Origin of the sequence: Actinomyces sp. S6-Spd3, from assembly GCF_000758755.1 — a bacterium.
GTDB lineage: Bacteria > Actinomycetota > Actinomycetes > Actinomycetales > Actinomycetaceae > Pauljensenia.
In genome coordinates, this window is sequence record NZ_JRMV01000281.1 from 256,161 (window position 1) to 281,130 (window position 24,970).

General features: G+C 55.5%; 23 protein-coding genes. 10 read left to right on the top strand and 13 right to left on the bottom strand.

Going from position 1 to position 24,970, the window contains the following annotated elements; all coding sequences use genetic code 11:
- Positions 1-5: 5 nt before the first annotated feature.
- The 4 genes from HMPREF1627_RS08285 to HMPREF1627_RS10880 are packed head-to-tail and all read right to left on the bottom strand — an operon-like array spanning position 6 to position 4,067.
- Complete coding sequence (locus HMPREF1627_RS08285; protein ID WP_034502834.1) at positions 6-983, bottom strand: AAA family ATPase; 978 nt, start codon at positions 981-983, stop codon at positions 6-8.
- The gene (locus tag HMPREF1627_RS08290; RefSeq protein ID WP_052040906.1) at positions 980-2,134 is read right to left on the bottom strand and encodes a DUF4350 domain-containing protein; all 1,155 of its coding nucleotides are present in this window, start codon (positions 2,132-2,134) and stop codon (positions 980-982) included. Before HMPREF1627_RS08290 ends, HMPREF1627_RS08285 begins: the two co-directional genes overlap by 4 nt.
- Positions 2,131-2,763: a DUF4129 domain-containing protein gene (locus HMPREF1627_RS08295; protein ID WP_034502836.1), complete on the bottom strand. Its 633-nt coding sequence runs from the start codon at positions 2,761-2,763 to the stop codon at positions 2,131-2,133. The genes HMPREF1627_RS08290 and HMPREF1627_RS08295 overlap by 4 nt, the downstream gene beginning before the upstream one ends.
- The gene (locus HMPREF1627_RS10880; RefSeq protein ID WP_034502838.1) at positions 2,763-4,067 is read right to left on the bottom strand and encodes a glycerophosphoryl diester phosphodiesterase membrane domain-containing protein; all 1,305 of its coding nucleotides are present in this window, start codon (positions 4,065-4,067) and stop codon (positions 2,763-2,765) included. Before HMPREF1627_RS10880 ends, HMPREF1627_RS08295 begins: the two co-directional genes overlap by 1 nt.
- 173 nt (positions 4,068-4,240) lie before the next feature.
- On the opposite strand from HMPREF1627_RS10880, the gene mtrA reads away from it, so the two are divergent.
- The 5 genes from mtrA to hpf all read left to right on the top strand — a co-directional run bounded on the left by mtrA (position 4,241) and on the right by hpf (position 9,920).
- The gene (mtrA, locus tag HMPREF1627_RS08305) at positions 4,241-4,924 is read left to right on the top strand and encodes an MtrAB system response regulator MtrA (RefSeq protein ID WP_034502841.1); all 684 of its coding nucleotides are present in this window, start codon (positions 4,241-4,243) and stop codon (positions 4,922-4,924) included.
- Entirely contained in the window at positions 4,921-6,615 is a 1,695-nt protein-coding gene (mtrB, locus tag HMPREF1627_RS08310) for an MtrAB system histidine kinase MtrB (protein WP_234305298.1), read from the top strand. Before mtrA ends, mtrB begins: the two co-directional genes overlap by 4 nt.
- A gap of 4 nt (positions 6,616-6,619) precedes the next feature.
- Complete coding sequence (locus tag HMPREF1627_RS08315; RefSeq protein ID WP_052040907.1) at positions 6,620-8,338, top strand: LpqB family beta-propeller domain-containing protein; 1,719 nt, start codon at positions 6,620-6,622, stop codon at positions 8,336-8,338.
- Positions 8,339-8,511: 173 nt separating this feature from the next.
- Positions 8,512-9,090 carry a hypothetical protein gene (locus HMPREF1627_RS08320; protein WP_234305299.1) on the top strand — a complete coding sequence of 193 codons (579 nt, stop codon included), beginning with the start codon at positions 8,512-8,514 and terminating at the stop codon, positions 9,088-9,090.
- 173 nt (positions 9,091-9,263) lie between these two features.
- The gene (gene hpf, locus HMPREF1627_RS08325) at positions 9,264-9,920 is read left to right on the top strand and encodes a ribosome hibernation-promoting factor, HPF/YfiA family (protein WP_034502843.1); all 657 of its coding nucleotides are present in this window, start codon (positions 9,264-9,266) and stop codon (positions 9,918-9,920) included.
- A gap of 65 nt (positions 9,921-9,985) precedes the next feature.
- On the opposite strand, the gene HMPREF1627_RS08330 is transcribed toward hpf, so the two are convergent.
- Positions 9,986-10,660: a FadR/GntR family transcriptional regulator gene (locus HMPREF1627_RS08330; RefSeq protein WP_034502845.1), complete on the bottom strand. Its 675-nt coding sequence runs from the start codon at positions 10,658-10,660 to the stop codon at positions 9,986-9,988.
- A gap of 427 nt (positions 10,661-11,087) precedes the next feature.
- Here HMPREF1627_RS08330 and secA point away from each other — a divergent pair, with 427 nt between their 5' ends.
- On the top strand, positions 11,088-13,898 hold the full coding sequence (gene secA / locus HMPREF1627_RS08335) for a preprotein translocase subunit SecA (protein WP_034502847.1): 2,811 nt from the start codon (positions 11,088-11,090) through the stop codon (positions 13,896-13,898).
- A 73-nt stretch (positions 13,899-13,971) separates the two neighbouring features.
- On the opposite strand, the gene HMPREF1627_RS10815 is transcribed toward secA, so the two are convergent.
- Together HMPREF1627_RS10815 and HMPREF1627_RS08345 are read right to left on the bottom strand one after the other, a co-directional pair.
- Entirely contained in the window at positions 13,972-14,439 is a 468-nt protein-coding gene (locus HMPREF1627_RS10815) for an Rv3235 family protein (protein ID WP_034502848.1), read from the bottom strand.
- Positions 14,440-14,865: 426 nt separating this feature from the next.
- Positions 14,866-15,072 (bottom strand): helix-turn-helix domain-containing protein, encoded by a 207-nt coding sequence (locus HMPREF1627_RS08345; RefSeq protein ID WP_034502850.1) that lies wholly within the window; start codon positions 15,070-15,072, stop codon positions 14,866-14,868.
- Positions 15,073-15,330: 258 nt separating this feature from the next.
- On the opposite strand from HMPREF1627_RS08345, the gene HMPREF1627_RS08350 reads away from it, so the two are divergent.
- The gene (locus tag HMPREF1627_RS08350) at positions 15,331-15,804 is read left to right on the top strand and encodes a DUF6912 family protein (protein WP_034503654.1); all 474 of its coding nucleotides are present in this window, start codon (positions 15,331-15,333) and stop codon (positions 15,802-15,804) included.
- 40 nt (positions 15,805-15,844) lie between these two features.
- Here the strand turns inward: HMPREF1627_RS08350 and HMPREF1627_RS08355 are convergent, their stop codons facing one another.
- Genes HMPREF1627_RS08355 through HMPREF1627_RS08375 form a run of 5 tightly spaced genes read right to left on the bottom strand, consistent with a single transcriptional unit; the run spans position 15,845 to position 22,985 of the window.
- Positions 15,845-18,904 (bottom strand): AAA family ATPase, encoded by a 3,060-nt coding sequence (locus HMPREF1627_RS08355; RefSeq protein WP_034502852.1) that lies wholly within the window; start codon positions 18,902-18,904, stop codon positions 15,845-15,847.
- Positions 18,901-20,109, bottom strand: a complete 1,209-nt coding sequence (locus HMPREF1627_RS08360) for an exonuclease SbcCD subunit D (protein ID WP_034502853.1) — start codon at positions 20,107-20,109, stop codon at positions 18,901-18,903. The genes HMPREF1627_RS08355 and HMPREF1627_RS08360 overlap by 4 nt, the downstream gene beginning before the upstream one ends.
- A 47-nt stretch (positions 20,110-20,156) precedes the next feature.
- Positions 20,157-21,227, bottom strand: coding sequence for a ribosome small subunit-dependent GTPase A (gene rsgA / locus HMPREF1627_RS08365; protein WP_034502854.1), 1,071 nt, complete (start codon positions 21,225-21,227; stop codon positions 20,157-20,159).
- Positions 21,220-22,530 (bottom strand): 3-phosphoshikimate 1-carboxyvinyltransferase, encoded by a 1,311-nt coding sequence (gene aroA / locus HMPREF1627_RS08370; protein ID WP_034502856.1) that lies wholly within the window; start codon positions 22,528-22,530, stop codon positions 21,220-21,222. Before aroA ends, rsgA begins: the two co-directional genes overlap by 8 nt.
- The gene (locus HMPREF1627_RS08375) at positions 22,527-22,985 is read right to left on the bottom strand and encodes a hypothetical protein (protein ID WP_034502858.1); all 459 of its coding nucleotides are present in this window, start codon (positions 22,983-22,985) and stop codon (positions 22,527-22,529) included. The genes aroA and HMPREF1627_RS08375 overlap by 4 nt, the downstream gene beginning before the upstream one ends.
- Before the next feature lie 223 nt (positions 22,986-23,208).
- On the opposite strand from HMPREF1627_RS08375, the gene HMPREF1627_RS08380 reads away from it, so the two are divergent.
- The 3 genes from HMPREF1627_RS08380 (at position 23,209) to HMPREF1627_RS10950 (ending at position 24,289) form a co-directional block, all read left to right on the top strand.
- A complete protein-coding gene (locus HMPREF1627_RS08380) occupies positions 23,209-23,826 on the top strand; it encodes a sigma-70 family RNA polymerase sigma factor (RefSeq protein WP_106406403.1) in 618 nt (205 codons plus the stop codon).
- Complete coding sequence (locus tag HMPREF1627_RS08385) at positions 23,816-24,121, top strand: hypothetical protein (RefSeq protein WP_034502859.1); 306 nt, start codon at positions 23,816-23,818, stop codon at positions 24,119-24,121. The genes HMPREF1627_RS08380 and HMPREF1627_RS08385 overlap by 11 nt, the downstream gene beginning before the upstream one ends.
- 93 nt (positions 24,122-24,214) lie before the next feature.
- Positions 24,215-24,289: a 50S ribosomal protein bL37 gene (locus HMPREF1627_RS10950; RefSeq protein WP_106406425.1), complete on the top strand. Its 75-nt coding sequence runs from the start codon at positions 24,215-24,217 to the stop codon at positions 24,287-24,289.
- 73 nt (positions 24,290-24,362) lie between these two features.
- Here the strand turns inward: HMPREF1627_RS10950 and HMPREF1627_RS08390 are convergent, their stop codons facing one another.
- Positions 24,363-24,965 (bottom strand): GDSL-type esterase/lipase family protein, encoded by a 603-nt coding sequence (locus tag HMPREF1627_RS08390; RefSeq protein ID WP_034502860.1) that lies wholly within the window; start codon positions 24,963-24,965, stop codon positions 24,363-24,365.
- Positions 24,966-24,970 lie beyond the last annotated feature (5 nt).

Below are 24,970 nucleotides of genomic sequence, written 5' to 3' on the forward strand. Positions count from 1 at the left end.
AGCCATCAGCGAGGTACCGGGACCTGTTCCAGGATCGAGGAGATGACAGAGTGGGCGTTGAGGCCTTCGAGTTCTGCTTCTGCCTTCAGGCTCAGGCGGTGGGCGAGAACAGAGTGGGCCATTGCCTTGACATCGTCGGGAGTGACGAAGGAGCGGCCCTGGAGGAACGCCCAGACGCGGCACACGCGGAGCAAAGCTGTAGCGCCACGAGGCGACACACCGATGCGCACCGCGGGGGAGGTGCGGGTGGCTCGGATCAGGTCAACCATGTAGGTCAGCACCGCGGGAGAAACCTCGATGCGTGCGGCGCTCTCGCGTGCGGCGAGGATATCAGTGGCGTTGGCGACCGGATGCAGGTCAGCGGAGGCAAGGTCGCGCGGGTTGAAGCCGTTTTGGTGGCGCAGAAGAATATTGAACTCTTCATCGCGTGAGGGCAGCTCAAGGTCGATCTTGAGGAGGAAACGGTCCAGCTGGGCCTCGGGGAGGGGATAGGTGCCCTCGTATTCGACGGGGTTTTGCGTCGCGATCACCATGAAAGGTGAGGCAAGGGGACGCGTCTGTCCATCGACGCTGACCTGGTGTTCTTCCATTGCTTCAAGAAGAGCCGACTGGGTCTTGGGAGGCGTGCGGTTGATTTCGTCCGCCAGGAGAAGATTCGTGAAGATCGGACCGGGGCGGAATTCGAATTCGCTCTTGCCGTTGTCCCACACGAGTGAACCCGTGATATCGGCGGGCATGAGGTCTGGAGTGAACTGGACACGAGTCATTTCCAAGTCCACACATCGCGCTAAGGTGCGAACCAAGAGTGTCTTGGCGACGCCTGGCACACCTTCAAGAAGCACATGTCCATCGGCGACGAGGGCAATGATCAGGCCGGTGAGTGCGCCTTCTTGACCGACAACGGCCTTGGCGATTTCTGAGTGCAAGGACACCAAAGCGTCACGAACGTCGTGACCTTGGGGCGGGGTTGCAGGTTGAGTCATCGGTAATCAATCTCCTGTGTGAGCGCGGTCAGTTGTTCGGCCAAAGTGACCAATTCAGCGTTGGATGTGGGAGGAGGCCCCCACAGTAGTGCGGTGACGCGGGAATTGAGCAGGCCACGAGCTTCGAGTGCGCGCTCGAGGGTTTCCCGTGGTGCTTGTGGATCGAGTCCGAGATGGCGCGCAATGTTTGTTGCAGCCTCGATGCGCAAAAGGCGTGCCGCGTGGCCGTGCTCGTTTTGGGTGGCCATGAGGCGCCCGCGTCCACGTGTCGTCTCCGAGGAAGGAACGTAAGAGGGAAGATCTTCGGGCACGAGGCGACCCATCCGTTGGCCTCGGGAAATACCAATCACCGTGATCCCAGCCCCCAGCATCATGACCATGGGGAGGAACCAGGAGGGAGTGAGGGACGCGGTGTCTGGTTCGTCAAGGCTGTCCGAGTAATTGGCGTTGTACCACAAGATCACGGGCTTTTGAGCCATTGCATTGATGAGCATCGAGGCGTTGCCTTCTTGGTCGATATTCCCATTCGTTGCAATTTCAGAATCGGCAAAAACAGCACGGAAGTAGGTGCCTTCGCTCTTCTCGAGGTAGGCGTAGGCGCCGTTTGAAGGGAAACACTTCGTCCAGCCGCTTTCGGTCGTGTCGATGAGCTGTCCGTTAGGATTCTCGATCTGCTTTGCGGCGCGTGCAGATTTGAGTTCGCACTGTGCGGTGAGCGTGTCGGGATTGTACGACTTCTTCTCGTAATTCGTTGTGATGTGAAGAGGCTCAAAATCGGTGCTTGGGCGCTGCAAAAGATAGACGGCTCGCTGAAGCTGATCGTCGAGTTTTTGAGCGGTTGTCGTGGTCAAATCCTCGGGATCGGTGATGACCGCGGTTGTTTCGGGAGTTGAGCGTGCCACCAATTCTTGGATCGAGTGAACGTGAATGACCTTGACCCCGTGATGACGCATGGCATCCGCAAGAGCTTGGCTTCCCGAATTACCTGGATTCGACGGTGAGAGGGAGGAATAATCCGCCTCATTACGGGGAATGAGGGCGGTTGCAATCATGACTGATAGCGAAAAGAAGAAAACCATCACCAGCGGACGGATAGCTTTCCAGCGCTGAGTGAGAGTGGGGGTGACGACGGCAGTTTGAGCACTTTTCATGCCGAGGCCCGCTTCTTTGCAGCCGGCGTGTAGGCGGAGATCAGTTGATCCATCTGTTCACACTCTGATGCGCTGGCGTGTGCATCACCGTAGCGCACCGCAGCGAAAGAGGAGGTTGCCTGATTGATGGCCACGGAAAATTGAGGGAGTGCGGAAATTGCTGCTTGGGCAGCCTCGTTGGCAGTTAAACCCGGAGTGTCGCGAAGGATTCCACCGCTGGCCAGGTGAAGAACGAAAAGTCGGTAGGACCAAATAAGGACGGCATCGAGATCGCCCTGCGCGCGTGCTTGGGCGATCTTCTCTTTGACGTCGACAAGTGAGAGCTCAGAATCGGCATCAAACACTGCTGCGTGTCGAAGGCGTCGGCGCATGCGGATGGGATGCGTTGCGACAATGACGATCAAGGCGACAAGGACAACGCATAGAAGAAAGATAAAGAAACCTGCGATGGGGAAAGAAGCAGGTGCGGCGTGTGCTGCGCCTTGAAAAAGGCGATCAACAAGCCATGAGAAGAAGCGGGAGAGGGGAGAGGGCTGAGTGGGTTGATAGTCCGGACGCGAAAGCTCCGCTGACACCCACGACCGAGCTTCCTGGTCGTCGGGTGTCAGCGGAGCTTCGCAAACGAACATCAGATGCGTGCAGCTTCTTCAGCGATCATGGGGGCAAGGTTTTCCTTGCGCATGCGCTCATCGAGGTACATCAGCGTCTGGTACGAGGACTGAACCGGGATGATGACCGCGGAGACCAGCGTGGTCAGGAAGGACGAGATCAAGCTGGTGGTCATGGCGGTAGATAGCGAAGCGCCAACTCCCAAAATGGCCCCGATGATTGCGCCGAGGACCATGCCAATCACACCAACGACAAGGCCGATGATGATCAATCGGCCAAGGACTCGCCAGAAGGAGCCCTTGGACAGGTTCCACGAACGCTTGAGTGCATCAACCGGCCCCAAGCCTTCAAGGATCACTGCGAGCGAAATGAAGGCGAACTTCACCGAGAGGAAGCCCACGACGCAGAGCAAGGTGATGAACATGAGGAAAATCAACAGGCCGATCGAGCCTGCGCTTGACGCAAACGAACCGTAATCTCCACTGTTGGCGTATCCGGCTGCTCCCGCGCCGACCACACCAATCAGAAGGAAGAACACGATCATGATCACCAGAGTGACACCGAATTGAATGGCGGCCAAAAGCAGAGTTGCGAGCAGCACCGGAACGATACGAGGTGAGAAACGGTTCCACGCATCAGCCGGCGTCGACTTGCGGCCAAGAACTGCGTCCCACACGGTCAGGGCCAGCATGCCGGCCAAGAAGGTCGTGCCGACGAAGCTGAAGAGCGATGAGACAAGGGTGCCGCTGAAGCTCGACATCATTGAGTACACGGAGAAATTACCCGACATGAGCGAGTTCGTCAGAGCCTGAATGCTGATTGCGGTGAAGATCGTCTCAACAAGGGCGACGACTGCCATAACCGCGAAGGCAAAACCGAACATGGTCTGCGGATTGACGCGAACCGCCTGGAAAGCGCCGGTCAGGATCTCGCCAACGGTGAGAGGACGCAGAGGAATGATGCCGGGCTGGGCAACGGTCCACGCAGTTCCGCCCTGTCCTTGGGCTCCCTGCCATGCTGCTGCAGGCTGAGGAGCTGCGCCCCACTGCTGCTGGGGCTGTGCGGGCTGGGGCTGGGGTGCTCCCCAGGGCTGCTGGGGCTGTGCGGGCTGAGCCTGGGGTGCTCCCCACGGCTGCTGAGGCTGAGCCTGCTCGGGCTGAGCCGGAGCCTGAGGTGCGTCCCACGGCTGCTGTGCGGGCTGAGCCGCTTCAGCGGCTTGAGGAACCTGCGGTGTCGAGGGGACCGAACCCTGTGCAGGGTTCTGCTGAGAAGGGGACTGGGGTGCCCACGGATCGTTTGCGGGCGTGCCCTGAGGGTCAGACATTCTTACTCCTATATGGGTTATGTGTCTACCTTTACCGTGCCATTGTGCCATGTATTCAAGTAATCAGAAACAACCCAGAGTCGTGTCAGGTGATTTTCAGTCTTTTGAAGCCCTAAATATAGAAGAGGTCGCGTCTTTCGACATATCAACTGGATTCGTGACACAATCGTTATATGAGCTCACGGATCTTGGTTGTCGACGATGATGTCGCGCTGTCCGAAATGATCGGAATTATGTTGCACGCAGAAGGCTTTGAAGTCGCTGATTGTGCCGATGGCGCTCAGGCATTAGACGTATTTCACACAAGCGCACCAGACTTGGTGCTTCTCGATCTGATGCTGCCCAATGTCGACGGAATTGAAATTTGTCGTCAAATACGCCGTGAGTCGGATGTCCCGATCGTCATGCTGACAGCCCGCTCCGATACGACGGATGTTGTTTCTGGCCTCGAAGCCGGTGCCGATGACTATGTCCCAAAGCCTTTTAAACCCAAGGAACTTGTCGCGCGAGTTCGCGCACGACTGCGCGGGCGCGACGATAGCGGGGAAGAACTGGTACGCCTCGGGGATCTCACGATTGACGTCCAAGGCCACAGCGTTCATCGCTCCGGACAAGAACTTCCCCTGACTCCTTTGGAATTTGATCTACTTGTGACGCTTGCCCGCTCACCGTGGAAGGTCTTCACTCGCGAAGAACTCCTTGAATCCGTTTGGGGGTACCGTCACGCTGCGGATACTCGTCTGGTGAATGTCCATGTGCAGCGCCTGCGCTCCAAAGTTGAACGTGATCCAGATAATCCAGAGGTTGTGGTGACTGTCCGCGGTGTCGGCTACCGCGCGGGTAACGCCTCGTCATGACCGACAATGCTGGGGGGCCACTACTCCCGCACCCGCTCCCAGAGCACCGCTTAGCTCTACTCGAACGGATCACTCTGGCTTTGCGCGCCATCACGCGTCCCGTGCGGCAATGGAGCGGATGGAAACGCATTTCTCAGTGGGAAGCTCTTCAAGCAATTCGTAATTCAGCTTCTTTGCGTGCGGCCTCCTATCTTGCCGCTGTATCGATGGTCTTGATTCTGGTCGCGGGGACGATCGTTGCGGGGCAATTGCGCTCCAGCGTTTTTGAATCTCGTCGAAGCGCGATCTTGTCCGATGCTGCCTTACGTTTTTCCTCAGCTCAATCGGTTTTTGATCAATCAACTGCATCAACGCCAGACCAAATCCAAGAATCAACGCGTCAATTGGCGACTTCTTTGAGGGTATCGGCGGCGGGCACGGGAGCTGTTTCTGTGCTGCTGTTACGCTCGCCCGCTCAGAGTCAAACACTGAGGATTAACGAGATTGTTGATCCTTCGGTCCAAGGAGTGATTGGGAATGACATGCGACAAGCTGTTGCAGAGTCATCGGATCCCCAGTGGCAATCGGTGTCTATCCCTTCCGCGCAAGACTCCAGCGTTCGCCTCCCCGCGATTCTTGTCGGGACGAAAGTGCAGGTTCCTCGAGCAGGAACCCACCAGCTCTATATTGTTTATTCGCTCCAAGGCGATCAAGAGCGCATCAACACTGTCATGGGGATTTTGATCTTTGCAGGAATTCCTTTCCTTCTGCTCATTCCCGTGATCACCTTCATGCTGATCTATCACATTTTGGGACCTGTCCGACGAACTGCAGCTGCGGCTGGAAGACTTGCTGACGGAAATCTTGATGTGCGCATTGACGCCAGTGACACCCGCGGCACCGATGAAATGGCAAACCTTGGTCGTGCCTTCAACAACATGGCGCAGTCCCTAGAGAAGAAGATCGATGAATACGACGAGCTTGCCAGGCTTCAGCAACGTTTCGTTTCCGATGTTTCTCATGAGCTGCGTACTCCTTTGACGACGATCCGTATGGCCGAAGAGATGATTTGGGATCAGCGGCAGAGTTTCGATCCTGTAACGAATCGGAGCGCTGAATTGCTCCACGAACAGGTTGAGCGCTTTGATTCCATGCTTGCCGATCTTCTTGAAATTTCTCGACATGATGCCCAATCGGTCGATCTGGTCGCCGAAAGCGTTGATCTGCGAAGCTTGGTCGCACGCGTTGTCCAGGCAAATAGCGAATTGGCACAAAGGCTTGGGGTTGAGGTGATCGTCGAATCGCCACACTACCGCTGCTCCGCGGAAATCGATGATCGCCGTATCGAGCGTGTGATCCGCAATCTTCTGGTGAATGCCTACGAGCACGCAGAGTCCAAACCTGTTGTTGTCACTCTCGCCGCCAATGACAGCGCAGTTGCCGTGCGCGTGCGCGATCATGGGGTCGGTATGTCTCCGGCAACTGTTGAGCGGGTTTTCGATCGGTTTTTCCGGGCAGATCCTGCGCGGGCTCGCACAACCGGCGGAACCGGCCTCGGCCTCGCAATTTCTTTGGAGGATGTTGCACTTCACGGGGGGACATTGCGCGCATGGGGTGAGCTAGGAGCTGGCTCATCCTTCATGATGACACTGCCCAGGAAAGTGGGAATTGCGATTGAAGCGGAGCCCCTTGAATTATGGGGACAGGAGTGAATCGATGAAGTCCAGAATCCTTACCTCGCACAAGCTCTCTTGTCTCAAAATCGCTGCGGCCTGCATGACTGCGTTGATCTGCGCGAGCGCCTGCACGTCTCTTCCGACCTCGTCTTCTCCTGAAGCCTTCGATGTCGACGCTCCCAACGCCTCGCCGATCGAATTGTCTGCAGGCGGGCCGATCGCCGACGCGGACCCCGAAACCCTGCTCAACAGTTTTTTGCTTGCCTGTGCCGCGGGAGCCTCCGATGACTACGCAACCGCGCGTCTCTTCTTAACGTCGTCCTCGGCGCAAACATGGGATCCTCACAAATTAGTGACGATTTACTCGACAGATTCGACCCCCAAGGTTGCATATTCCTTCGATCCCTCGAAGGCCGATACTCTCAATGCGTCGATCACTGCGGTCGGAGTTGGTTCCGTCGATCAAAATGGAGTCCTGTCTCCCGCCGAAACCTCATCCCTCGAAGCACGTTTCCACTTGGTCCACGAAAACGGTCAGTGGCGAATTGACGCGCCGGCAGATGGCGTTGTGGTATCACAGGCTTCCTTCACCGCCTCCCACGAGCTTGTTTCCTTGATGTTCCCCTCAGCGACGGGAGATGCCCTGATTGCGGATCCTCGTTGGTATCCGACGCGTCGCCTCGAAACACACATGGTCGAAGGGCTGATCGCTGGGCCTCAGTCCCATTTGGGGGAGGCCTTGGTCAATGCGATTCCATCGGGCACCTCTATTTCAAGTGGCGGTATTGAGCTTTCGGACCACGTTGCGAAGGTTTCCTTGAACGGCTCACTTCCCGTAGATGAGCGCGCCAAGCGCCTTCTTGCGTGGGAGATTTCTCAGACACTGCAGCGATCTGGACGTGTGAATTCGGTGGAAATTGCGATGGGTGGGGAAACGCTGGAGACGAATGATCTTCCCACGCAGCCTTCCTATGATCTCGACACTGCGGTTGCTTTTAGTTCCGAGGGGCTGGTTCGCCTTGATGGGCGGACGACGTCCTTGCGTTCCCTGCCGGTTGCTCCCTCGTCTTCTGCTTCTCTTCCTGCGGTTTCGCCGGTCTCTTCCTCTCTTGTTGCTTGGCGAGAAGATGACCGCATGATGATTGTTGATTCTGCTCTTCCTTCGATGCGCGCGGTTGATGGATCGGTGGGGAACTATTCACCTTCTATTGATCGCTTCGGTTGGGTGTGGGATGTCTCCCAGAGCAGGGGAGCGCGTGCGTCTCGACTTGAGGGGCAAAGCCTTGCAGTCGTGCCACCGAATCAATCGCTCAATGACGTTGCTGAGATTCGTGTTTCTCCCGACGGTGCGCGTGCGGTGCTTTTGCGCTCATCGGGTGGCACTTCGAGCGCGTGGATTGTTGGAATTGTGCGCCGAGGCAATGGTGAGCCGACCGGGTTTACGGATCTTGAGCCCCTCACTGGTTTGTCGACGGGGGTTGACGATATTTCTTGGGCTGGGCGCTCGACTTTGGTTGCGGTGCGCCAAGGTGGTGCACGAGGCGTTGGCGACCAGGCTGATGAGGTGTCCTTGGTGACTCTTCCTGTGGGTGGTTTCCCCTCTGTTTTAGCTCTTCCAACGGGAACTGAGCGTTTGAGTGCGGGTTCTTCTTCGACAACGATGGTCATTCGCGGTAAGGATGGAAGCTATCAGGTGCGTTCGGGTGCTTTGTGGCAGTTGCTCGAGGGGAAGCTGCGCGATATTTCCTATCCCGGCTGAATCGTTTTTTCCACAGATTGTGCGTTCCTGAGGCCGCGCCTCGGCTTGTATGCTGTGCTTCCCCTATGGGTTTTCTTCACGAGGCCGCGCATGAACTTGTGAGTGTCTGCATTCCCAGTGCGTGCGTGGGGTGCGGGAGATGGGACTACTCTGTGTGCCCACGATGCGCAGCTTTGTCTTATTCGCTGCTGCCGCAATGGGAATTGCTAGACGCGGGAAGTGTGGAATATCCGCTGTGGGAACTGAGTGATTATTCGGACCCGATGCGCTCGATCATTGTGGCAGCAAAGCACTCGTCTCGACTTGATCTGTCGGAGTTTCTCTTTGATTGCGGGGTCAATATTGGTCTATCGATTGCGCAAAGCGGGATGTTGAGCGTGGGCAGTGATGCGACATCGCTTTGGGTAGTTCCTGCTCCTGCCAGCTGGAAGAGGCGACTCTTTGGGCAAGGAATTACGATCCATGTTGCCCGCGGAGTAGCAGCAGCTGTGGGAGGACACAGCGAGGTGGCATGCTGTGTGCGCGATGCCTGTCGCCTTGACCCGTGGGTTTCTTCCCAAGCAGGAAAGAGCTCCGAACAAAGGCGAGAATCCCGCCGCGGTCGCATGTATATGACGGAAGAAGTTCCCCGGGGAGTGGGTGTCATTGGCGTCGATGATGTTGTTGCAAGTGGGGGAACGATGAATGAGATGTTTCGCGTGTTTGAGAGTTCGTGGGTGGCTGGGGCATGCATCGCGCGATCGCGACAATAAGCCTCATTCTTATGACGCAGATCACCGTATTCTGCTATACTCGATGCATCTCTTCCAATGATGGCTCGCCATCGGTTGCTGATAGGGGGTGGTAGTTAAAGACACTCCGGGGCAATGACGTCGCCGGGTTTTCAATCGCGGCTCAGTCCGCATACATGATGTGGAGAGAAACCATGGACATCACAGTTGCTGCACGTAATGCAGAGATTCACCCCAACTTCCGCGAATACATTGAGGAAAAACTGGCAAAGGTGACGCAGTTTTATCCTCGCGCGCAGCGGGTTGACGTTGAACTGACTCACCAGAGGAACCCACGACAGGCAGATACTGCTGAGCGAATCGAGCTCACCGTCTTTGGCAAAGGCCCGATCATTCGCGCCGAGGCAGAGTCTGCGGACCGCTATGCCGCAGTCGATATTGCGGCAGGAAAGCTCTTTGAACGTTTGCGTCGTATGCGTGATCGTGCGAAGGACCACCACCGTAGCGAAGAAATTCTTCCCCCCGATTTGGACGTCCTTCCCGCAACGGTTCCCCCAGTTGAGGAAGTGGAAGAGGCTACCCCTGCATCTCTCAAGAGCGCCGGAGACCTCAAGGTTGGTGAAGCTCGCGAGGAACAGCTGGGCGACACCCCGATCATCGTGCGGCAGAAGGTCCATGAAACTGTTCCAATGAGCGTTGATGAAGCGCTCAACCAGATGGAACTGGTCGGACACCCCTTCTTCCTCTTCGTTGACGAAGAAACGATGCAGCCCTGTGTGGTTTACCACCGTCACGGATGGACCTATGGCGTGCTTCGTTTGAATGCAACAGTTATTCAAACTGGCGAATAGAAAACTCGCCTATCTTGACACTTGGGGGCGGAACTTCTCAGTTCCGCCCCCAAGCTTTGTCTTTATTACGCTTGATCGTTGTCGCTGCGATTCGCGCTCAATGCGTCGCTGAGCGGGTGATAGTGAGCGAAGACCGCACGTCGGTAGCCCTCAAGGTCACCATTTTCTGCACTCACCAAGATGGCCTCGTGTGCGCGAGCAGTTTCCAGCAAACCTTCGAAGCCGTTGTGGAGCGAGGGAAGAGCCATCATGTGAATCATCCACATTGCATTGACCAACTGCTCCGCAAGAGGGTTATTGATCCTCTTAAGAAGTGTCGTGTGGAATTCGATGTCTTCATCCATAAAGAACTCGCACTTTTGCGCTTTAGTGATCATCGTGTCAACAAGCTCATGAAGGTGCTCGTCGTGAGTTCCCTTCAAGGATTCGATCGCTTCGTATGCCAAGCCAAGATCCAGAACCTGGCGGACCCGCAAAACCTGAGAAAGCGCCTCGGCAGAATCGGGGGCAGTGGATGAGCGCAGGAAAACTGTCTTGATCAATGGGCGAAGTGTCATGTCTCCCACGAATGCGCCGCGTCCTTGTTGCACAGTGACGATCTCGAGGGCCTTGAGCTGACGAAGAGCTTCCCTCACCGAGGAGCGCGAAACTCCAAGGGACTCGCACAGTGCTGATTCTGTGGGGAGAGGATCACCTGGTTGGAGATGATTTTTCAGGATGTACTGCTCGATCGCGTCCATCGTGGTCTCGGTGCGAGAAGGTAGCGTAGGTGCTGTCGGCTGTATTGCGCTTCTTTGTGCAAATACTCCGCCGTCCGGGGAAGGTGATTCAAATTCGGGCATAATAACCGAGCTCTCTGACTCCTTGAGACCATGACTTTTCAGCAGATCAAAAAGATCGGGGAGAAAGCGCTACACAGAAGTTCTTCCATGAATCGCTGTGTCCTGACGGTGTACAGAGTAGCATTTTTTGCACACAAATTTGTCCGATATCTGTTGATGAGACGGACGCATGCCTATTCATCGCGGTGAAGAGGAAAGATCGGCTGACAGAGAAAAAAGACACGGCGGAGCCAAAGAAGTCGAAAGCAGAGTCGGAAATTCGTAGACTAGAAACAGTGTGCGCGACGCACGCCCGGATCATCCGGTCACAATCCCAGGAGCCCTCGTGTCCATTATTGACAAAATCCTTCGAGCTGGAGAAGGACGTACCCTGCGTCAGCTCGACCGGCTTGCTTCCCAAGTTGATGCTCTTCAAGAAGATTTTGAAGCCCTGAGCGATGAGGAACTGCGCGGTAAAACGGACGAATTCAAGGAGCGCCTCGAAGAAGGCGAAACTCTGGACGACATCCTCGTCGAGGCCTTCGCGACCGTGCGTGAAGCCGCGTGGCGAACCCTGCGTCAGCGCCCCTTCCACGTTCAGGTCATGGGCGGCATTGCCCTGCACCGCGGCAACATCGCCGAAATGAAGACCGGTGAAGGCAAGACTCTGGTTGCCACCATGCCTTCTTATCTGCGTGCGCTCACAGGCAAGGGCGTTCACGTGGTGACCGTGAATGATTACTTGGCTAAGTACCAATCAGATCTCATGGCGCGCGTCTACAACTTCCTGGGAATGACCGTGGGCTGTGTGCTGGTTGGGCAAGAACCCGCCGAACGCCGTGAGCAGTACAACGCAGATATCACCTACGGTACGAATAATGAATTCGGTTTCGACTACCTGCGCGACAACATGGCACAGCGCCCCGAAGACATGGTCCAGCGTGGACACAACTTCGTGATCGTCGATGAGGTCGACTCGATTTTGATCGACGAGGCGCGTACCCCCTTGATCATTTCTGGCCCGGCCTCGGGTGATGTGAACCGCTGGTACACCGAGTTCGCGCGCATCGCCAATATCCTGGTGCGCGATGAGGACTATGAGGTCGACGAAAAGAAGAAGACTATCGGCGTTCTGGAACCCGGCATCGATAAGGTTGAAGATCAACTTGGCGTTGAAAACCTTTACGAGGCTGCAAACACCCCGCTCATTGGTTTCTTGAACAATGCAATCCGCGCCAAGGAACTCTTCCACCGCGATCGCGATTACATCGTCGACGGGGGAGAAGTCCTCATTGTTGACGAGCACACCGGGCGCGTTCTTCCGGGGCGTCGCTACAACGACGGAATGCACCAGGCCATCGAGGCAAAGGAAGGGGTGCAGATCCAGGCTGAAAATCAGACCCTTGCGACCATTACCCTTCAGAACTACTTCCGCCTCTACCCCGAAGGCTCGCGTTCGGGCATGACCGGTACCGCCGAAACCGAGGCTGCGGAATTCGCATCGACCTACAAGATCGGTGTCATCCCCATTCCGACGAACCGTCCGATGATTCGAAAGGACCAGCCTGACTTGGTCTACCCGAGCGAGGCCGGTAAGTTCCGTGCAATCATCGATGACATTGAAGAACGGCACGCGGCTGGCCAGCCTGTCTTGGTTGGTACCGCATCGGTTCAAAAGTCCGAACTCTTGTCGAAGATGCTCAAGGAACGCAAGATTCCTCACCAGGTCTTGAATGCGAAGCAGCACGCTCGCGAAGCTCAGATCGTTGCAATGGCAGGCCGAAAGGGTGCTGTGACCGTTGCGACGAATATGGCTGGTCGTGGTACCGACATCATGCTGGGTGGCAACTCTGAGTTCCTCGCCCAGGCTAACTTGGCAGCTCAAGGTCTTGACCCGAAGACGGACGCAGAAGAATACCGCCGCGCGTGGCCGGAAGCGCTTGCCGAGGCCGAGGCCGCAGTTGAGGCTGAACGCGAAGAAGTTCGCGAGCTCGGTGGCTTGTACGTCCTGGGTTCCGAGCGCCACGAGTCCCGTCGTATCGATAACCAGCTGCGAGGTCGTAGTGGTCGTCAGGGCGATCCCGGTGAGTCGCGCTTCTACCTGTCGATGCAAGACGACCTCATGCGTCTCTTCTCCTCAGGTTTGGCACAGCGCATCATGGCCTCGGGCGCATACCCCGACGACATGCCGCTGGAAAACCGCGTGGTGACGCGTTCAATCGCCTCCGCTCAACACCAAGTTGAGGCACGAAACTACGAAATTCGTAAGAACGTCTTGAAGTACGACGATGTGATGACTGATCAGCGTGAACTCATCTACGCTGAACGTCGCCGCGTTCTGGAAGGCGAAGACTTGAAGCCCCAGATGAAGGGCTTCATGGAGTCTTTGGTTTCCGGAATCATTGCGGAGAAGACCAACGGTCTATCGCCTCGTGAATGGAACCTGAAGGAAGTGTGGGATACCCTGCGCGGATACTACCCGCCATCGGTCACCGCCGAAGAGGTTGCAGAGCAATACGGCGGCGTTGGCTCGCTGACGCGCGAGGACCTTATGCGCGAGGTTCTGGGCGATATTCACACGCAGTACGAAGAAGCCGAAGATCAGCTCAATCAGAATCCGCTGGCGATTCAACAATTGGGCGATGAACCCATGCGTACGCTTGAGCGTCGCGTGGTGATCGCAACGGTTGATCGTTTGTGGCGCGAGCACCTCTACGAGATGGATTACCTCAAGGAAGGTATCGGTCTTCGTGCAATGGGTCAGCGTGATCCTCTTGTTGAATACAAGGACGAGGGCGCGCAGATGTTTAACGCAATGATGGACCGCATTCGTGAGGAATCCGTCCAGCAGGTCTTCTCCTATGCGCATCAGTTCCAGCTTGCCTATGAACAGGCTCGTGAGCGTGCCGCCACAGAGGAAGCTGTTCAGGAAGGCGACAGTGCTGAAGCTGAGCTCAGTGAAGAAGCCCGTCGTAAGGCCGCGGAAACTGAAGAACGAGCCATTGAACGTTCAGCTTCTGTTATGGGAGACGTCGGCCAAGAAAAGAACTCGACTCGCCTGAGCTACTCTTCCGCTGAGGAAGAGGAAGGGACGACTTCTTCTGAGGGAGCCAATCGCGCTCAGCGTCGCGCAGCGAAGAAGCGCAAGAAGCGCTGATTCATCGCTGCAACCGGCCTTTTGTGGCGGCGTGCACCATGTGGTGCACGCCGCCACTGTTTTATCTGCTCCCCTAAAGGACATCCAAGGCGGTGACGATCCATCGATTTTTGAAAGTCTGGAGGCGCATGGAAACAACATGACGACCTTCTCCTTGCGCAACGATCACGCAAGATTCGACAACTGTGTGCGAGGTCTGGCTAATATGCCACTGCACGGGATGACATGCTTCTCGTCGAAAGGCGCGTCGATCCCTCTCGACGATCGTCACGAGGCGTTTGTACAGTGGCGGTATCAACCATCGTTGGAGTTGCTGATGCGGGCGAATGTGTAAAAGAACTTCCATAATTCCTCGCGCCAAACCGATCGACCACTGACATAGATTTGTGATCTCTGGCCTCCTGGGAAGTAAAGGGCTTTCTGTGCTCATGTAGGTTTTCATATTCTCTTGGACGCTGTGCGTTGTATCTCGGCTGAGATCCCAACTGATACGGAAAATATGATCGGCTGGGGGGACGAATACTCGCGAACTTCGTGTCATGGAAATGCTCCTCGAATATCGTGTGGGGATGGGGCCGCTTCGTCATTGAGGCGTTAATTTGGAGTCTTCTCGCATGAAGGCGATGTGTCAATCGACTTTTTCGCCCCTCATGGAGGCAGATTGAAAAGCCAACTGAATGTGTGAAGTATGGAAAATATGTCTGTTTTATGTGGAGTGCTCACGGTTCTTGAGTAGCGCGAGTGAACGTCTTGCAGTGGTAGAACATTCAGTTTCGCTGCATAAGTATCGATTAAAATTGAGAAAACGTGCAGAGAGTGTTGGGAAAACTTTCAGAAATAGTGTTGTGGATTGCCGGTATTCACTTGCTCGCATGTTCTACAATCGCGCGATGCTTAAGCAACCACGCATAAGAAGACGGGCAGAAACTCTTGTTTCTGCCCGTTTGTTGGAATTAAGAGAAGGTCTCTAGGCGCTGTGGCTTAGGCGCGCACGAGATTCTGCATATTGTTCTTGGATAAACTCTTCGAGGACAGATTCTTCAACACGCCACATACGCTTTCCGCCCAATTGGATTGCGGGCAGTTCACCGGAATTGACCAGCGAGCGCGCCGCGGAAAGCGTGATGTTGAGTGTCTCGGCGACCTCGGCGAGAGTGAGGAATCGTTGATTCATGGGTTCTATTTTGCCATTTTTTCTGGCGAATTTGCAGGGGGAGAAGCGCTTAGTTTTGACCTATTTGTGCAGATCGAAAGCGATTAGGCGTCGTGCATTACGGTTGATGTAGGTGTATTAAATTCTCCTTATGTCATTCAAGTCAATTTGCTTTTATTCAGTTTGTTTTAGTTTGTGCTAGTTGGTTTCCGACTGTGTATGGAGTGCAGAGGAAGCGGCATAAGGGACATGGCGCAAAATTGTGCATACACTGGTGCTATGCGCATCTATTACCCCTTCCTGGGAAGTGAACTGGCCCAGGGAAACTTTCCTCCCCGCAATGCCTATTGCGTCCGTCCCGACGCTGGTTTGCACGGCGAAGATTTAGAGGTTGCTGAAGACGATGCGCGTACACTTGCCGCGCTAGACTCACTTGCCTTTCTTCGAGATGAAGAATCGGGTAGTTTCAGCAGATGCATTATTGCTGCTGACATCGAGGGGCTTTCTTGGGAAGAGTGCGATGGCGATGTCGCTCAAACCTCCCCGTGCGCGCCCGATAGTGACTCGATCGCCGCCTACTTCATTGATCCTCCAGATGCTGCTCCTGCTGTGCGGAAGGTTCTTCGTGCTCAGACACAAGATGACGCCGACGAGGCCGTCGCGCAGCTGTGGGAAGAGAGCCTGGAGTGGTACGCGCCCGAAGAACGCGAACTGCTGCTACGCGTGCTGGAGTCGATGAACGAGAGGGCGTGACTGAGCTGTTATCGCGGCTAAGGGTCTGAGCTATGCGCGGCTAGGAAGCTCGGATTGAAAGCGTCGAGCCTTCACCTTCGCGCCACCTCACTTCGATCTGGTCAGGAATCTGTCTGGCCATTTCGTCGACATGACTGATCACACCGATGCAACGATCGCTTTCGCGAAGCGCAAGAAGCTGGGACATGACGATGTCGAGGGTGTCCAAGTCCAGGGATCCGAATCCCTCGTCGATGAACATGCTTGACAGAGTAATTCCGCCGCTTTCAGCCATGACGACATCTGCAAGTCCCAATGCAAGGGCAAGAGAGACATAGAAAGTTTCACCACCCGAGAGCGTGGAGGGATTTCGTTCTTCTTCAGACTCATGATCGAGGATAGACAGCCCGAGGCCATTCTTACGCGAACGGGTCGCGTCTGTATCGCTTCGGCGGAGTTCATATCGCCCATGAGATATTTCGGCTAGGCGTGGATTTGCTGCGGCGATGAGCTCTTCAAAACGAGACATGAGAATCCACGAACTTAAGGGAACCTGGTGAAGGCTGGGGCCTGTTCCACTTGCTAGTTCTGCGAGGCGTTGCTTGGGGTATCCGCTTTCAAGGGCAGAAGTCAAAGCTGAAAGAGCATTTTCCACATTGCTCAGTGAACGTTGGATTCCCTGACGATGTGCCTGAATCGAGGCGACGTGATCTGTTGCAGTAAGGAGAGCATTTTCTGCGTCCTCGAGTGAGGAGGCAATAGCCTGGCAATCAAGCGGAGATTGTCCTTCAAGCCCCTGCAAGCGCTCGGATTCAAGGGCTTGTCGGGTCGCAAATAGATCCTGATCGTACTCCTGGAGGATTGTGGTGCTGGCGCTCAGCTCAGACAAACGGGGGAGTTTGCTCCGCAAGAGCTCGATACCGGTGGAATCCGGACTCAGCCCTGCACCTTCGAGGGCTTCTAGTAGGAAGTCTTGAGTTTCCCTTAGGCGTTGTTCTGCTTGCTGATAGCGTTGAAGCGCTTCACGAGAGCGCTGATGCGCCTGAGTGCTGTCTTCGAGGGAAGAAGTCCACTCTTCGAGTGATGTGTGACCCTGCATGAGCTGAGTAAACACGCTTGTCTCTTCATCGATGCGCAAGAGAAGATCCGTGTTTTCTTGGCGCAGATGAGAGAGTCTCTGCGTTTGTGAGGCCTTGGTGGCGATCAGGTTCTTTTCGCTTTCCTCGCATTCAGCAAGGGAATCTTGAATGGACTGCTGCGAATCTGCGAGTGAACGTAGATCCGCGATCCGTGTCGTGAGTTCGTTAAGCTGGGCTTTCACAGAAGCGCTATCACCTTGAGCTTGTTCATCCAGCGTTGCAATCTGAGCCGAGCAGCTCGAGTACTGAGTAGTAAGTTCGTGGAGACGCTTGTCAGCAGCCGTTGTGGCCTTCTCGAGAGCCTCAAGTTGCTCACGACTCATGCTTTCTTGCCCCTCGAAACGAGCGGGCTGGGGATGGGTCGTAGAACCACAGACGGGACACGCATCTTTTTCTCGCAGGGTAGACGCAAGCGAAGCTGCGGTTTCACGAAGCCATAGGTCTCGCGCGGCATGTGATCGCTCTCCGCACGTGTGGGCAAGGCGTGTCGCTTCTTGAATATCGCTTTCAAGATGAACGAGCTGCTCGCGGAGATGATCTACCCGCTCTGCAGCCTCAAGGCGCGTGGAAAGCTGATGACAGCTGGCTTCAATATCGTGAAGCGTGGAAGCCGCCGTGCGTGCAGCCTCTAGTTTGTCGCGGAACTGCGCAGTTTGCATCTGCACCGATTGGATCTGGAAATTAGTGTCCTCCACAGTCTTTGCACATTGTTCGTACTGAGTCATGCACTCTTTCTGCTCAGTGCGGAGGCGCGTCAGTTGAGCCTGCGCCTGCAACGCGTGTGTCAAGGATTCACGTTGCTCCTGGAGATTGCGCTCGCGTTCATCAAGAAGAGCCTGGAGCTCATCAAGCTGAAGATTCTCAGGGGTGACTTGCAGGGGCGCAAAGCACTCAGTGAGCGCGTAGAAGGCCCGCTCGCGTGCATCACGAGCTGAATCATGCTGACGGAGTGGAAGTTCGAGTGGCTGGAGAAGACGAAGCTCTGCGACGCTGCTGCGCACAGCATCGATGTCCTGAGCGCGCTCAAGCAGCTCAGCAAGGTAGCCAACAAGTTGCGCGCGTTCAGTGAGACGGTCATTGAGGTCGCGGGCGTTTGCCAGTTCCGCACTCAGCTGGCGAGAGACCTCTTTTTGTGAGAGACGGGCAGCGTTTGCCTGTTGCAAATCGTCCTCAAGCTGAGCATCTAAGCGAAGGCGAAAATCAGAAAACTCTGTAATGAGAGACGAGGCCGCCGTGAAGGTGTCAAGGGAATCCGCAAGAGTGTGAACTGTACATGCCCACTCTTGGCCAAGATGAGAATGAGAGACATCATCGAGCAAAGAATCCAATGAGGAACGTGCGTATTGCCTGGCCTGAACGATTGAATCATGTGCGTCTTTCGCCTGTTCACGGAAGGCATCTTGCAGGCTCTGGAAAAACTGAGTTCCGAAAATGTCACGAAGGATCTCTTCGCGTTCGATGGATTTCGCCGTCAAAAAACGAGCAAATTGCCCCTGAGGGAGAACGACGGTTTGGAGGAATTGGTCTTTCGTCAGTCCGATGAAGGTGGTCATCATCGATTGAGCATCCATGATCGAGCGACTCAGGGGCTCAACCGTTGAAAAACCGGATGGGTCATCCGAATTGCGTACGACGCGCTCAAGAATCAGAGTCGGATTGACCGGGGTGCTCCGTCCTTCTTTTACATACTTTGGTGTTCTGCGAACTCGGTAGATACCCGAGGACACTTCAAAGACAAGGGTGACGAAAGACGGATCATTGGGGCCGCAATATGAAGAACGCAAACGGTTTTTTGCCCCCTCGCTGCCACTTGCCACATCCCCATAGAGCGCGAAAACAATCGCATCGATCAAGGTTGTCTTCCCCGAGCCGGTTGATCCTCGAAGAAGGAAAAGACCCGAATCAGTGAAACGCTCAAAATCGATGTATTGGCGCTGTGCGAAAGGACCGATACCAGACAATTCCAAGGTTAAAAGTTTCATTGCCGTTGGCCTTTCACCGCATCGATTACGTCACCAACAATTGTCCGCTCGCGCTCTGTCAAAGACTGTCCCCCTGCTTGCTGGAAGAATTCGGCGAGGGTCGCGTTCATATCCACTGTTTCGAGTTGGATACGTGGTGCCCGTAGAGGAGAAACATGCGCGGGGGAATGAAGGATAGAGAGTGCATGAGGATAAACAGCACGAAGACGGGCGACCATTTCCTGAGGCCGTGAATCATCCGTTACCGTCAAGGACACATATGCCTGCGGTAAAGTCTCCTTCGCGCCTTCGAGTAGAGACTCCATCGAGCCTCGCAAAACAACAAGAGGGTGCGCAGTGGGAATATCGATGAGGGAAACGTCCACGGCCTTGTTCCCCTCCGCGCCGAGTGTATCAATCACGACCGCGCTCTTATCTCCGGGCGCTTCCGAGAAAGAGTAAGCGATAGGAGAACCGGAATAGCGCATAGGGACGCGGGCAGCTAAAACTTCTTGGGGACGATGCAGGTGCCCGAGGGCAACGTAGCTCAGGCCTGGTTCAGGCAGTACTTTTGCTCCGCCGAAAGTTTCGAAAGTCTGGGCCGAGACGGAAGCGACTCCGCCCACCTCAATATTGCGTTCGGAATCGGAGGGAGCTGCTCCCACGATGAAAGCGTGAGCCATCACGATTGCCGGACGCATATCGCCGGAATTTCGCCGAGCCAATAGATCATTTCCAATGCGACGAAGCGCAGCATCCATCACCGCCTGATGGGTGCGTTCGAGGGCTTCGTTATCATCGGATAGCTCTGTCCGAACTAAGTCCGGCTCAAGGTAGGGGATCGGGTAGACCAATACACCCGGATCATTGTCTTTACCTGCGTATTCGCGAGCCTTACCAACCTCTTCCACACTTGCGCAGACTTGAACATTTCCACGTAAAAACTGCGAATAGACACCAAGACGACCTGCTGAATCATGATTTCCGGGAGTCAACAGGACCTGTGTGACTGAAGAAAGATCGCGGAGAAGGTCCATCACTTCATTGAGTTGTGAAACCGCAGGGATCGAACGATCGTACACATCGCCGCAGACAAGGACTAGGTCGATCTCATGTTTCCTGACTGCGTCAAGAAGCCAGTGACAAAATGCGGCGCGAGAATCACCCAAATCTTGGCCGTGGAGATTACGGCCAAAATGCCAGTCTGAGGTGTGAAGAATACGCATGTGCTTAGTATGACCTGCTCCACCTGCAACTGCGTGCAGTTTGAACTCTAACGGGCAGCTTTCGACACCTTCATTGCGCCAGCGACCGCATCCAGGAGCCGGCGAACCGAAGCCACCCGGGAGGAACGCCGCCTGCGCTCCTGATCCGCGGCCTCGTCAGTGGAAGAAATAACGAAAGGATCCTTTCCCTGCGCCCAAGCATCGAGGGCGCAAGAAGTTGCGTCTTCAAGGTGCGTACAGAGCGGCAGACACCAGCGTGAGGCCTCGGCGACATCAGGGAAAACTCCCAGTACATCATCGATGTCAACATGTCCCAAACCAAAGGAACGCACACCAGGAGTGTCGACAATCCACCCTCCACCAGGAAGCTCAAAGGCGCGCGAAGACGTCGAGGTGTGCCGACCTCGTCCAGTCACCTGATTCACAACACCCACTACGCGTTCGGCTTGGGGGATCAAAGCGTTGATCAGTGTTGATTTCCCGACGCCGGAATGGCCGACCAAAACGGAGAAATGACCGGCGAGGATTTCTTTGAGCTCATCGAGGCCTTGGCAGCCTGCCTCAACTGAGGTGACGACCGTCGTGACATCAAAGTCAGCGTAGGCTTCCAAAAACTCGGTAGCAGGAGCAAGATCGGCCTTGGTCAGGCACAAGACGGCACGCATTCCAGCTTCGTGAGCGGCAACAAGGCAACGGTCGATCATCCCCATTCGAGGGGGCGGGTCAGCCAAAGCCGTCACAATCACCATGATCTGAGCGTTGGCGACGATAATTTTCTCGCCTTTTTGATCCGGCGCGTCCTCGAGAGAACGGCGGAGAACGCTGCTGCGCTCATCCGTGGCGACGATTCGCGCAAGGGTATCGACGCGGCCGCTCAAATCTCCAGTGAGGCGAACCCGGTCTCCTACGACGACGCTGCCCTTCTTGAGCTCGCGGGCTAAGACTGCGCGAAGGTCTAGGCCCTCATAGCGAACAAGGTAACGACCGCGGTCAATGCCAATTACCTGCCCGATTGGCTTATTGCCCCAATCGGGTCGGACCTTAGTTCGCGGCCGCGAACGCTTTGAAGGACGAACTTTTACGCGGGGATCGTCAGTTCCAATATCGCGTCTAGACATTGTCGTCACTCTCTGCGCACATGCGTGCCCACATCGATTCAAACCCGGGGAGGGTCTTGGATGTACAGGAAATATCGTCAACGCTGACCCCGTCAACAACCAAGCCAACAATCGCGGCGAAAGTTGCCATCCTGTGGTCCGCGAAGGACCGCAGATGGGCACCGTGAAGGGCAGTGGGGGTGATCCGCAGCCCGTCTGGGAGCTGTTCGATTGAACCGCCCAGAGCGCTGACTGACTGAGCGATTGCGTCCAGACGGTCGGTTTCATGTCCACGCAGATGGGCGATGCCGGTTAGTGTCGAGGGACTTGACGCAAAAAGAAGGAGAGCCGCAAGGGTTGGAACCATCTCACCCATGGCCGACATATCGCGTTCAATTCCGGGGAAACTCCCCGGTCCGCCCCCGCGCACTGTCAGCTCGCTGCTTCCCATTTCGTTTGTTTCCAGAGAAGTTTCAATACCGATCTCGGCGAAAAGAGACGGCCACTGTGCGCCGGGCTGGGTTGATGCAAGCGGCCAGTTAGGGATTGTGACGCTTCCCGCGCTGAGTATTCCCGCGCATAGGAAGGGACCCGCATTCGAAAGATCCGCTTCGATTGCGATTTCCGAGGCCGTGGGCGCTCCCGCATCGACCTTCCATTCGCGATCGCCCAATCGCATCCATGAAAGGCCAACTTCTTGCATCATTTCCAGGGTCATTTCGATGTGGGGCAAAGAAATGAGAGGAGCATTGCTTCGAATAATCGCTCCACCGATAAGAGGGGCAATAAGAAGCATCGCAGAGAAAAACTGCGAGGAAGCGGAAGCATCAACAATGATCGGCGATGATGGAGGCGTGAGCGGGCCGGAAATCGTGAAAGGAAGATGTCCCTTTTCACCGTGGTAAATCAGTGAGGCTCCCAGGCCTTCGAGGACATCTAAGAGAGGAGCAAGCGGGCGCACATATGCCTGCTCGTCTCCATCGAAGCGCGTGGGAGTGGAAGAAAGGGCAGCTAAGGGCGGGAGGAAACGCATGACGGTTCCCGCAAGCCCGCAGTCGATAACTCGCTCAGAAGAAGGGGAATCTGAAGAAATCGGGGTGACCCGTGCACAAGAGTCGCCCAGCATCTCGATCTGAGCGCCAAGAGTTCGCAGCGCTTGGGCAAAAAGATCAGTATCGCGAGAGCGAAGAACGCCCTCAATCACACATGGTTGGCGATCGATCGCAGCGAGGTAGAGCGCACGTGCGGTCTGTGATTTGGAGCCGGGGATTGAAACCTTCGCATGGATAGGGGAGCGAAGTCGAGGAGCACACCACGAGCTCACTGGGCGGCGCCTGAGGAATGCGCTCCGCGAGTCGAGGCAGCCTCGATGAGCTGATTGCGACGCCAGGAATAGCTGGGCCGTCCGTTCCGATCGACACTTGCGAAGAATAATCCCGCACAATTGGCAAGCTTCAGACGAAGCGAGGCAGGCTGTTCATGATTGATGACGGCCATGGGAAGCGCAATGGCCGTTAAGACCGCAGCACAGGTACGAGGCGCTTTCCCCAACGCGAAGGCTCCCGCTGCGAGGAGAGTAACGCCGGCGCTGATTCGCGCGCTGCGGGAGAGATAAGGATCAATATCCTCAATGTTGCCTCGCTCTTCGATGCGCGAAAAAACGGGGCGGAGTGCGTCGAGTTTGGCGACGTGGCGATCCGGATGAATCAGGGCATCGATTGCATCGAGAGCGAGGGGAGCGGCAAGGAGAGGACGGGCAATACCACGCAGAAGAGACATGACTCCATTGTGTCAAAAAAAGTCGATTGGCACCCTGCGCTCGGCAAAAATTCTTGTAAACAGCTGTCGTGAATCCACATGCAGGGAATAATCGTCAGCTTGCGGCGTTGAAGTGGATATGAAACTTGATGAGGAAGTGACAAGGCGAGGAAGAGCATGGGGCCGTCCCGCTTTCGCGCGTCCACTTTCGCATCCGAGGCGTTCACGATTAGCCTTGACATCAATGAGCGAATTACATGACACTCTTGAGCCTGCACCGCAGGAGTTGAGTCAGGACGATCGGGACCGTTTGTTTGCCGAACAAGCGATTCCCCTCATCGATCAACTCTTTGGTGCCGCTTTGGGAATGACTCGAAATCGTGCTGATGCAGAAGACCTCGTGCAGGAAACTTTTATGAAGGCCTACACGAAGTTTCATCAGTATCAGCAAGGAACCAATATCAAAGCTTGGCTCTACAGGATCTTGACCAACACCTACATCACCCACTACCGCAAGGCGCAGCGTTCTCCTAAACGCAGTGGCGGTGAAGAGGTTGAAGACTGGCAGCTCGCCGCTGCTGCTTCTCACGATGAGAAGGGTCTTGTTTCTGCGGAAGCAGAAGCATTGGATAACATTCCTTCCTCCCAGCTGCGAACTGCATTGGAGTCGCTTTCGGAAGATCAACGTGTTGTCGTCCTTCTGTCTGATGTAGAGGGTTTTGCGTATAAAGAGATCGCAGACATGCTGGATATCCCGATCGGGACCGTCATGTCCAGGCTTCATCGAGGACGCAAGAATCTACGCGAAGGCCTGTCAGCACTCGCGGCTGAATATGGAATCGGGGAGAACCATGCAGATTGACGATAAGCGCGCATGTCGTGAGCTACACGAACACCTTTTTGAAGTGATTGACTTCCTCGACCGCGAGGAATGCCGCGACTATATTTCCGCTGAATGCTTGAAGAGCCCGGAGTTTCGCGAGCAACTGCTTGACCATATTTCCCGCTGCAAGCACTGCCAGGATTCGATGTACACCGAGCGCTTTGTTCGTTCTCTCCTTGCGCGTTGCTATTGCGACCAAGCACCTCAATCCTTGCGCGAGCGCATCATTGCTCAGACCTACGTTGAGGTAACGTGGAGCTCCACTGAATCGTGAATTTCGACTCTGTAGGCGCGCTCTGTTTGGAGATTAGCCTCGGGTGTGAAAAACTGTGCAGGTTGGATATCTCAGTTTTTAGAGGAGACGACAATGTCGAAGAGGGGTCGTAAGCGTCGCGATCGTCGTAAGCACGGCGCGAACCACGGCAAGCGTCCTAACGCCTGAATCGTGTTTAACGGGTGGGGCTCCGATGCAATGCATCGGAGCCCCACCCGTCTCTTCTTGACAACTCTATGCTTTAAACGTCGCTTTCTTCGGCTCCGATCCACTCAAACCAACCCTGGTGCAGGACAAGCCAAGCCATGAGCGCATAGCCCGACTGTCCAGGCATCGAAGCGCCGCGAGCAGAACGAACAGCAGAAGAAGCCATATCCTCAAACCACTGATCGTGTGCGACAAGGGGAGTGAAAGTATCGACAAAGGGAATATCCCTGCGCTCGCACACCTGCTGACACGACAAGGAAACTTCCTTCACCGCGCTGGATTGGACTCCCGCAAGAGGAGGCGGACCAACAACCATCGAGGGAATACCGAGCGTCGAAGCTCGGTCGGTGATGTTTGCAAGATTCAGCCGAGAGCGCGGCGTTGAAATACCCGCGGGAATATCCGCGCAACCAACGGCAATAATGAGCGCACAGGGTTCATCGGGCGCAAGACGATAGCTCACTTCGTTTTCCCACCGAGAGGCAAGCTGCGTTGTCGTTTCCCCGGGAACAGCCAAAGTCATGACGGTCGGAGGGGAAGGGAAGTGCGAGCGCGCCAAAACGCGCCCGACCCAGCCCAGGCCTCGGGGATCACCCATTGGGGTAATCAGCTCATCGCCAATCACACAAATACGCATCTGCG

Bases quoted from the DNA above. Each gene is read 5' to 3' on its own strand.
- HMPREF1627_RS08285 (WP_034502834.1), bottom strand. From the start codon at position 983: ATGACTCAACCTGCAACCCCGCCCCAAGGTCACGACGTTCGTGACGCT.
- HMPREF1627_RS08290 (WP_052040906.1), bottom strand. From the start codon at position 2,134: ATGAAAAGTGCTCAAACTGCCGTCGTCACCCCCACTCTCACTCAGCGC.
- HMPREF1627_RS08295 (WP_034502836.1), bottom strand. From the start codon at position 2,763: ATGTTCGTTTGCGAAGCTCCGCTGACACCCGACGACCAGGAAGCTCGG.
- HMPREF1627_RS10880 (WP_034502838.1), bottom strand. From the start codon at position 4,067: ATGTCTGACCCTCAGGGCACGCCCGCAAACGATCCGTGGGCACCCCAG.
- mtrA (WP_034502841.1), top strand. From the start codon at position 4,241: ATGAGCTCACGGATCTTGGTTGTCGACGATGATGTCGCGCTGTCCGAA.
- mtrB (WP_234305298.1), top strand. From the start codon at position 4,921: ATGACCGACAATGCTGGGGGGCCACTACTCCCGCACCCGCTCCCAGAG.
- HMPREF1627_RS08315 (WP_052040907.1), top strand. From the start codon at position 6,620: ATGAAGTCCAGAATCCTTACCTCGCACAAGCTCTCTTGTCTCAAAATC.
- hpf (WP_034502843.1), top strand. From the start codon at position 9,264: ATGGACATCACAGTTGCTGCACGTAATGCAGAGATTCACCCCAACTTC.
- HMPREF1627_RS08330 (WP_034502845.1), bottom strand. From the start codon at position 10,660: ATGGACGCGATCGAGCAGTACATCCTGAAAAATCATCTCCAACCAGGT.
- HMPREF1627_RS10815 (WP_034502848.1), bottom strand. From the start codon at position 14,439: ATGACACGAAGTTCGCGAGTATTCGTCCCCCCAGCCGATCATATTTTC.
- HMPREF1627_RS08345 (WP_034502850.1), bottom strand. From the start codon at position 15,072: ATGAATCAACGATTCCTCACTCTCGCCGAGGTCGCCGAGACACTCAAC.
- HMPREF1627_RS08350 (WP_034503654.1), top strand. From the start codon at position 15,331: ATGCGCATCTATTACCCCTTCCTGGGAAGTGAACTGGCCCAGGGAAAC.
- HMPREF1627_RS08355 (WP_034502852.1), bottom strand. From the start codon at position 18,904: ATGAAACTTTTAACCTTGGAATTGTCTGGTATCGGTCCTTTCGCACAG.
- HMPREF1627_RS08360 (WP_034502853.1), bottom strand. From the start codon at position 20,109: ATGCGTATTCTTCACACCTCAGACTGGCATTTTGGCCGTAATCTCCAC.
- rsgA (WP_034502854.1), bottom strand. From the start codon at position 21,227: ATGTCTAGACGCGATATTGGAACTGACGATCCCCGCGTAAAAGTTCGT.
- HMPREF1627_RS08375 (WP_034502858.1), bottom strand. From the start codon at position 22,985: ATGTCTCTTCTGCGTGGTATTGCCCGTCCTCTCCTTGCCGCTCCCCTC.
- HMPREF1627_RS08380 (WP_106406403.1), top strand. From the start codon at position 23,209: ATGAGCGAATTACATGACACTCTTGAGCCTGCACCGCAGGAGTTGAGT.
- HMPREF1627_RS08385 (WP_034502859.1), top strand. From the start codon at position 23,816: ATGCAGATTGACGATAAGCGCGCATGTCGTGAGCTACACGAACACCTT.
- HMPREF1627_RS08390 (WP_034502860.1), bottom strand. From the start codon at position 24,965: ATGCGTATTTGTGTGATTGGCGATGAGCTGATTACCCCAATGGGTGAT.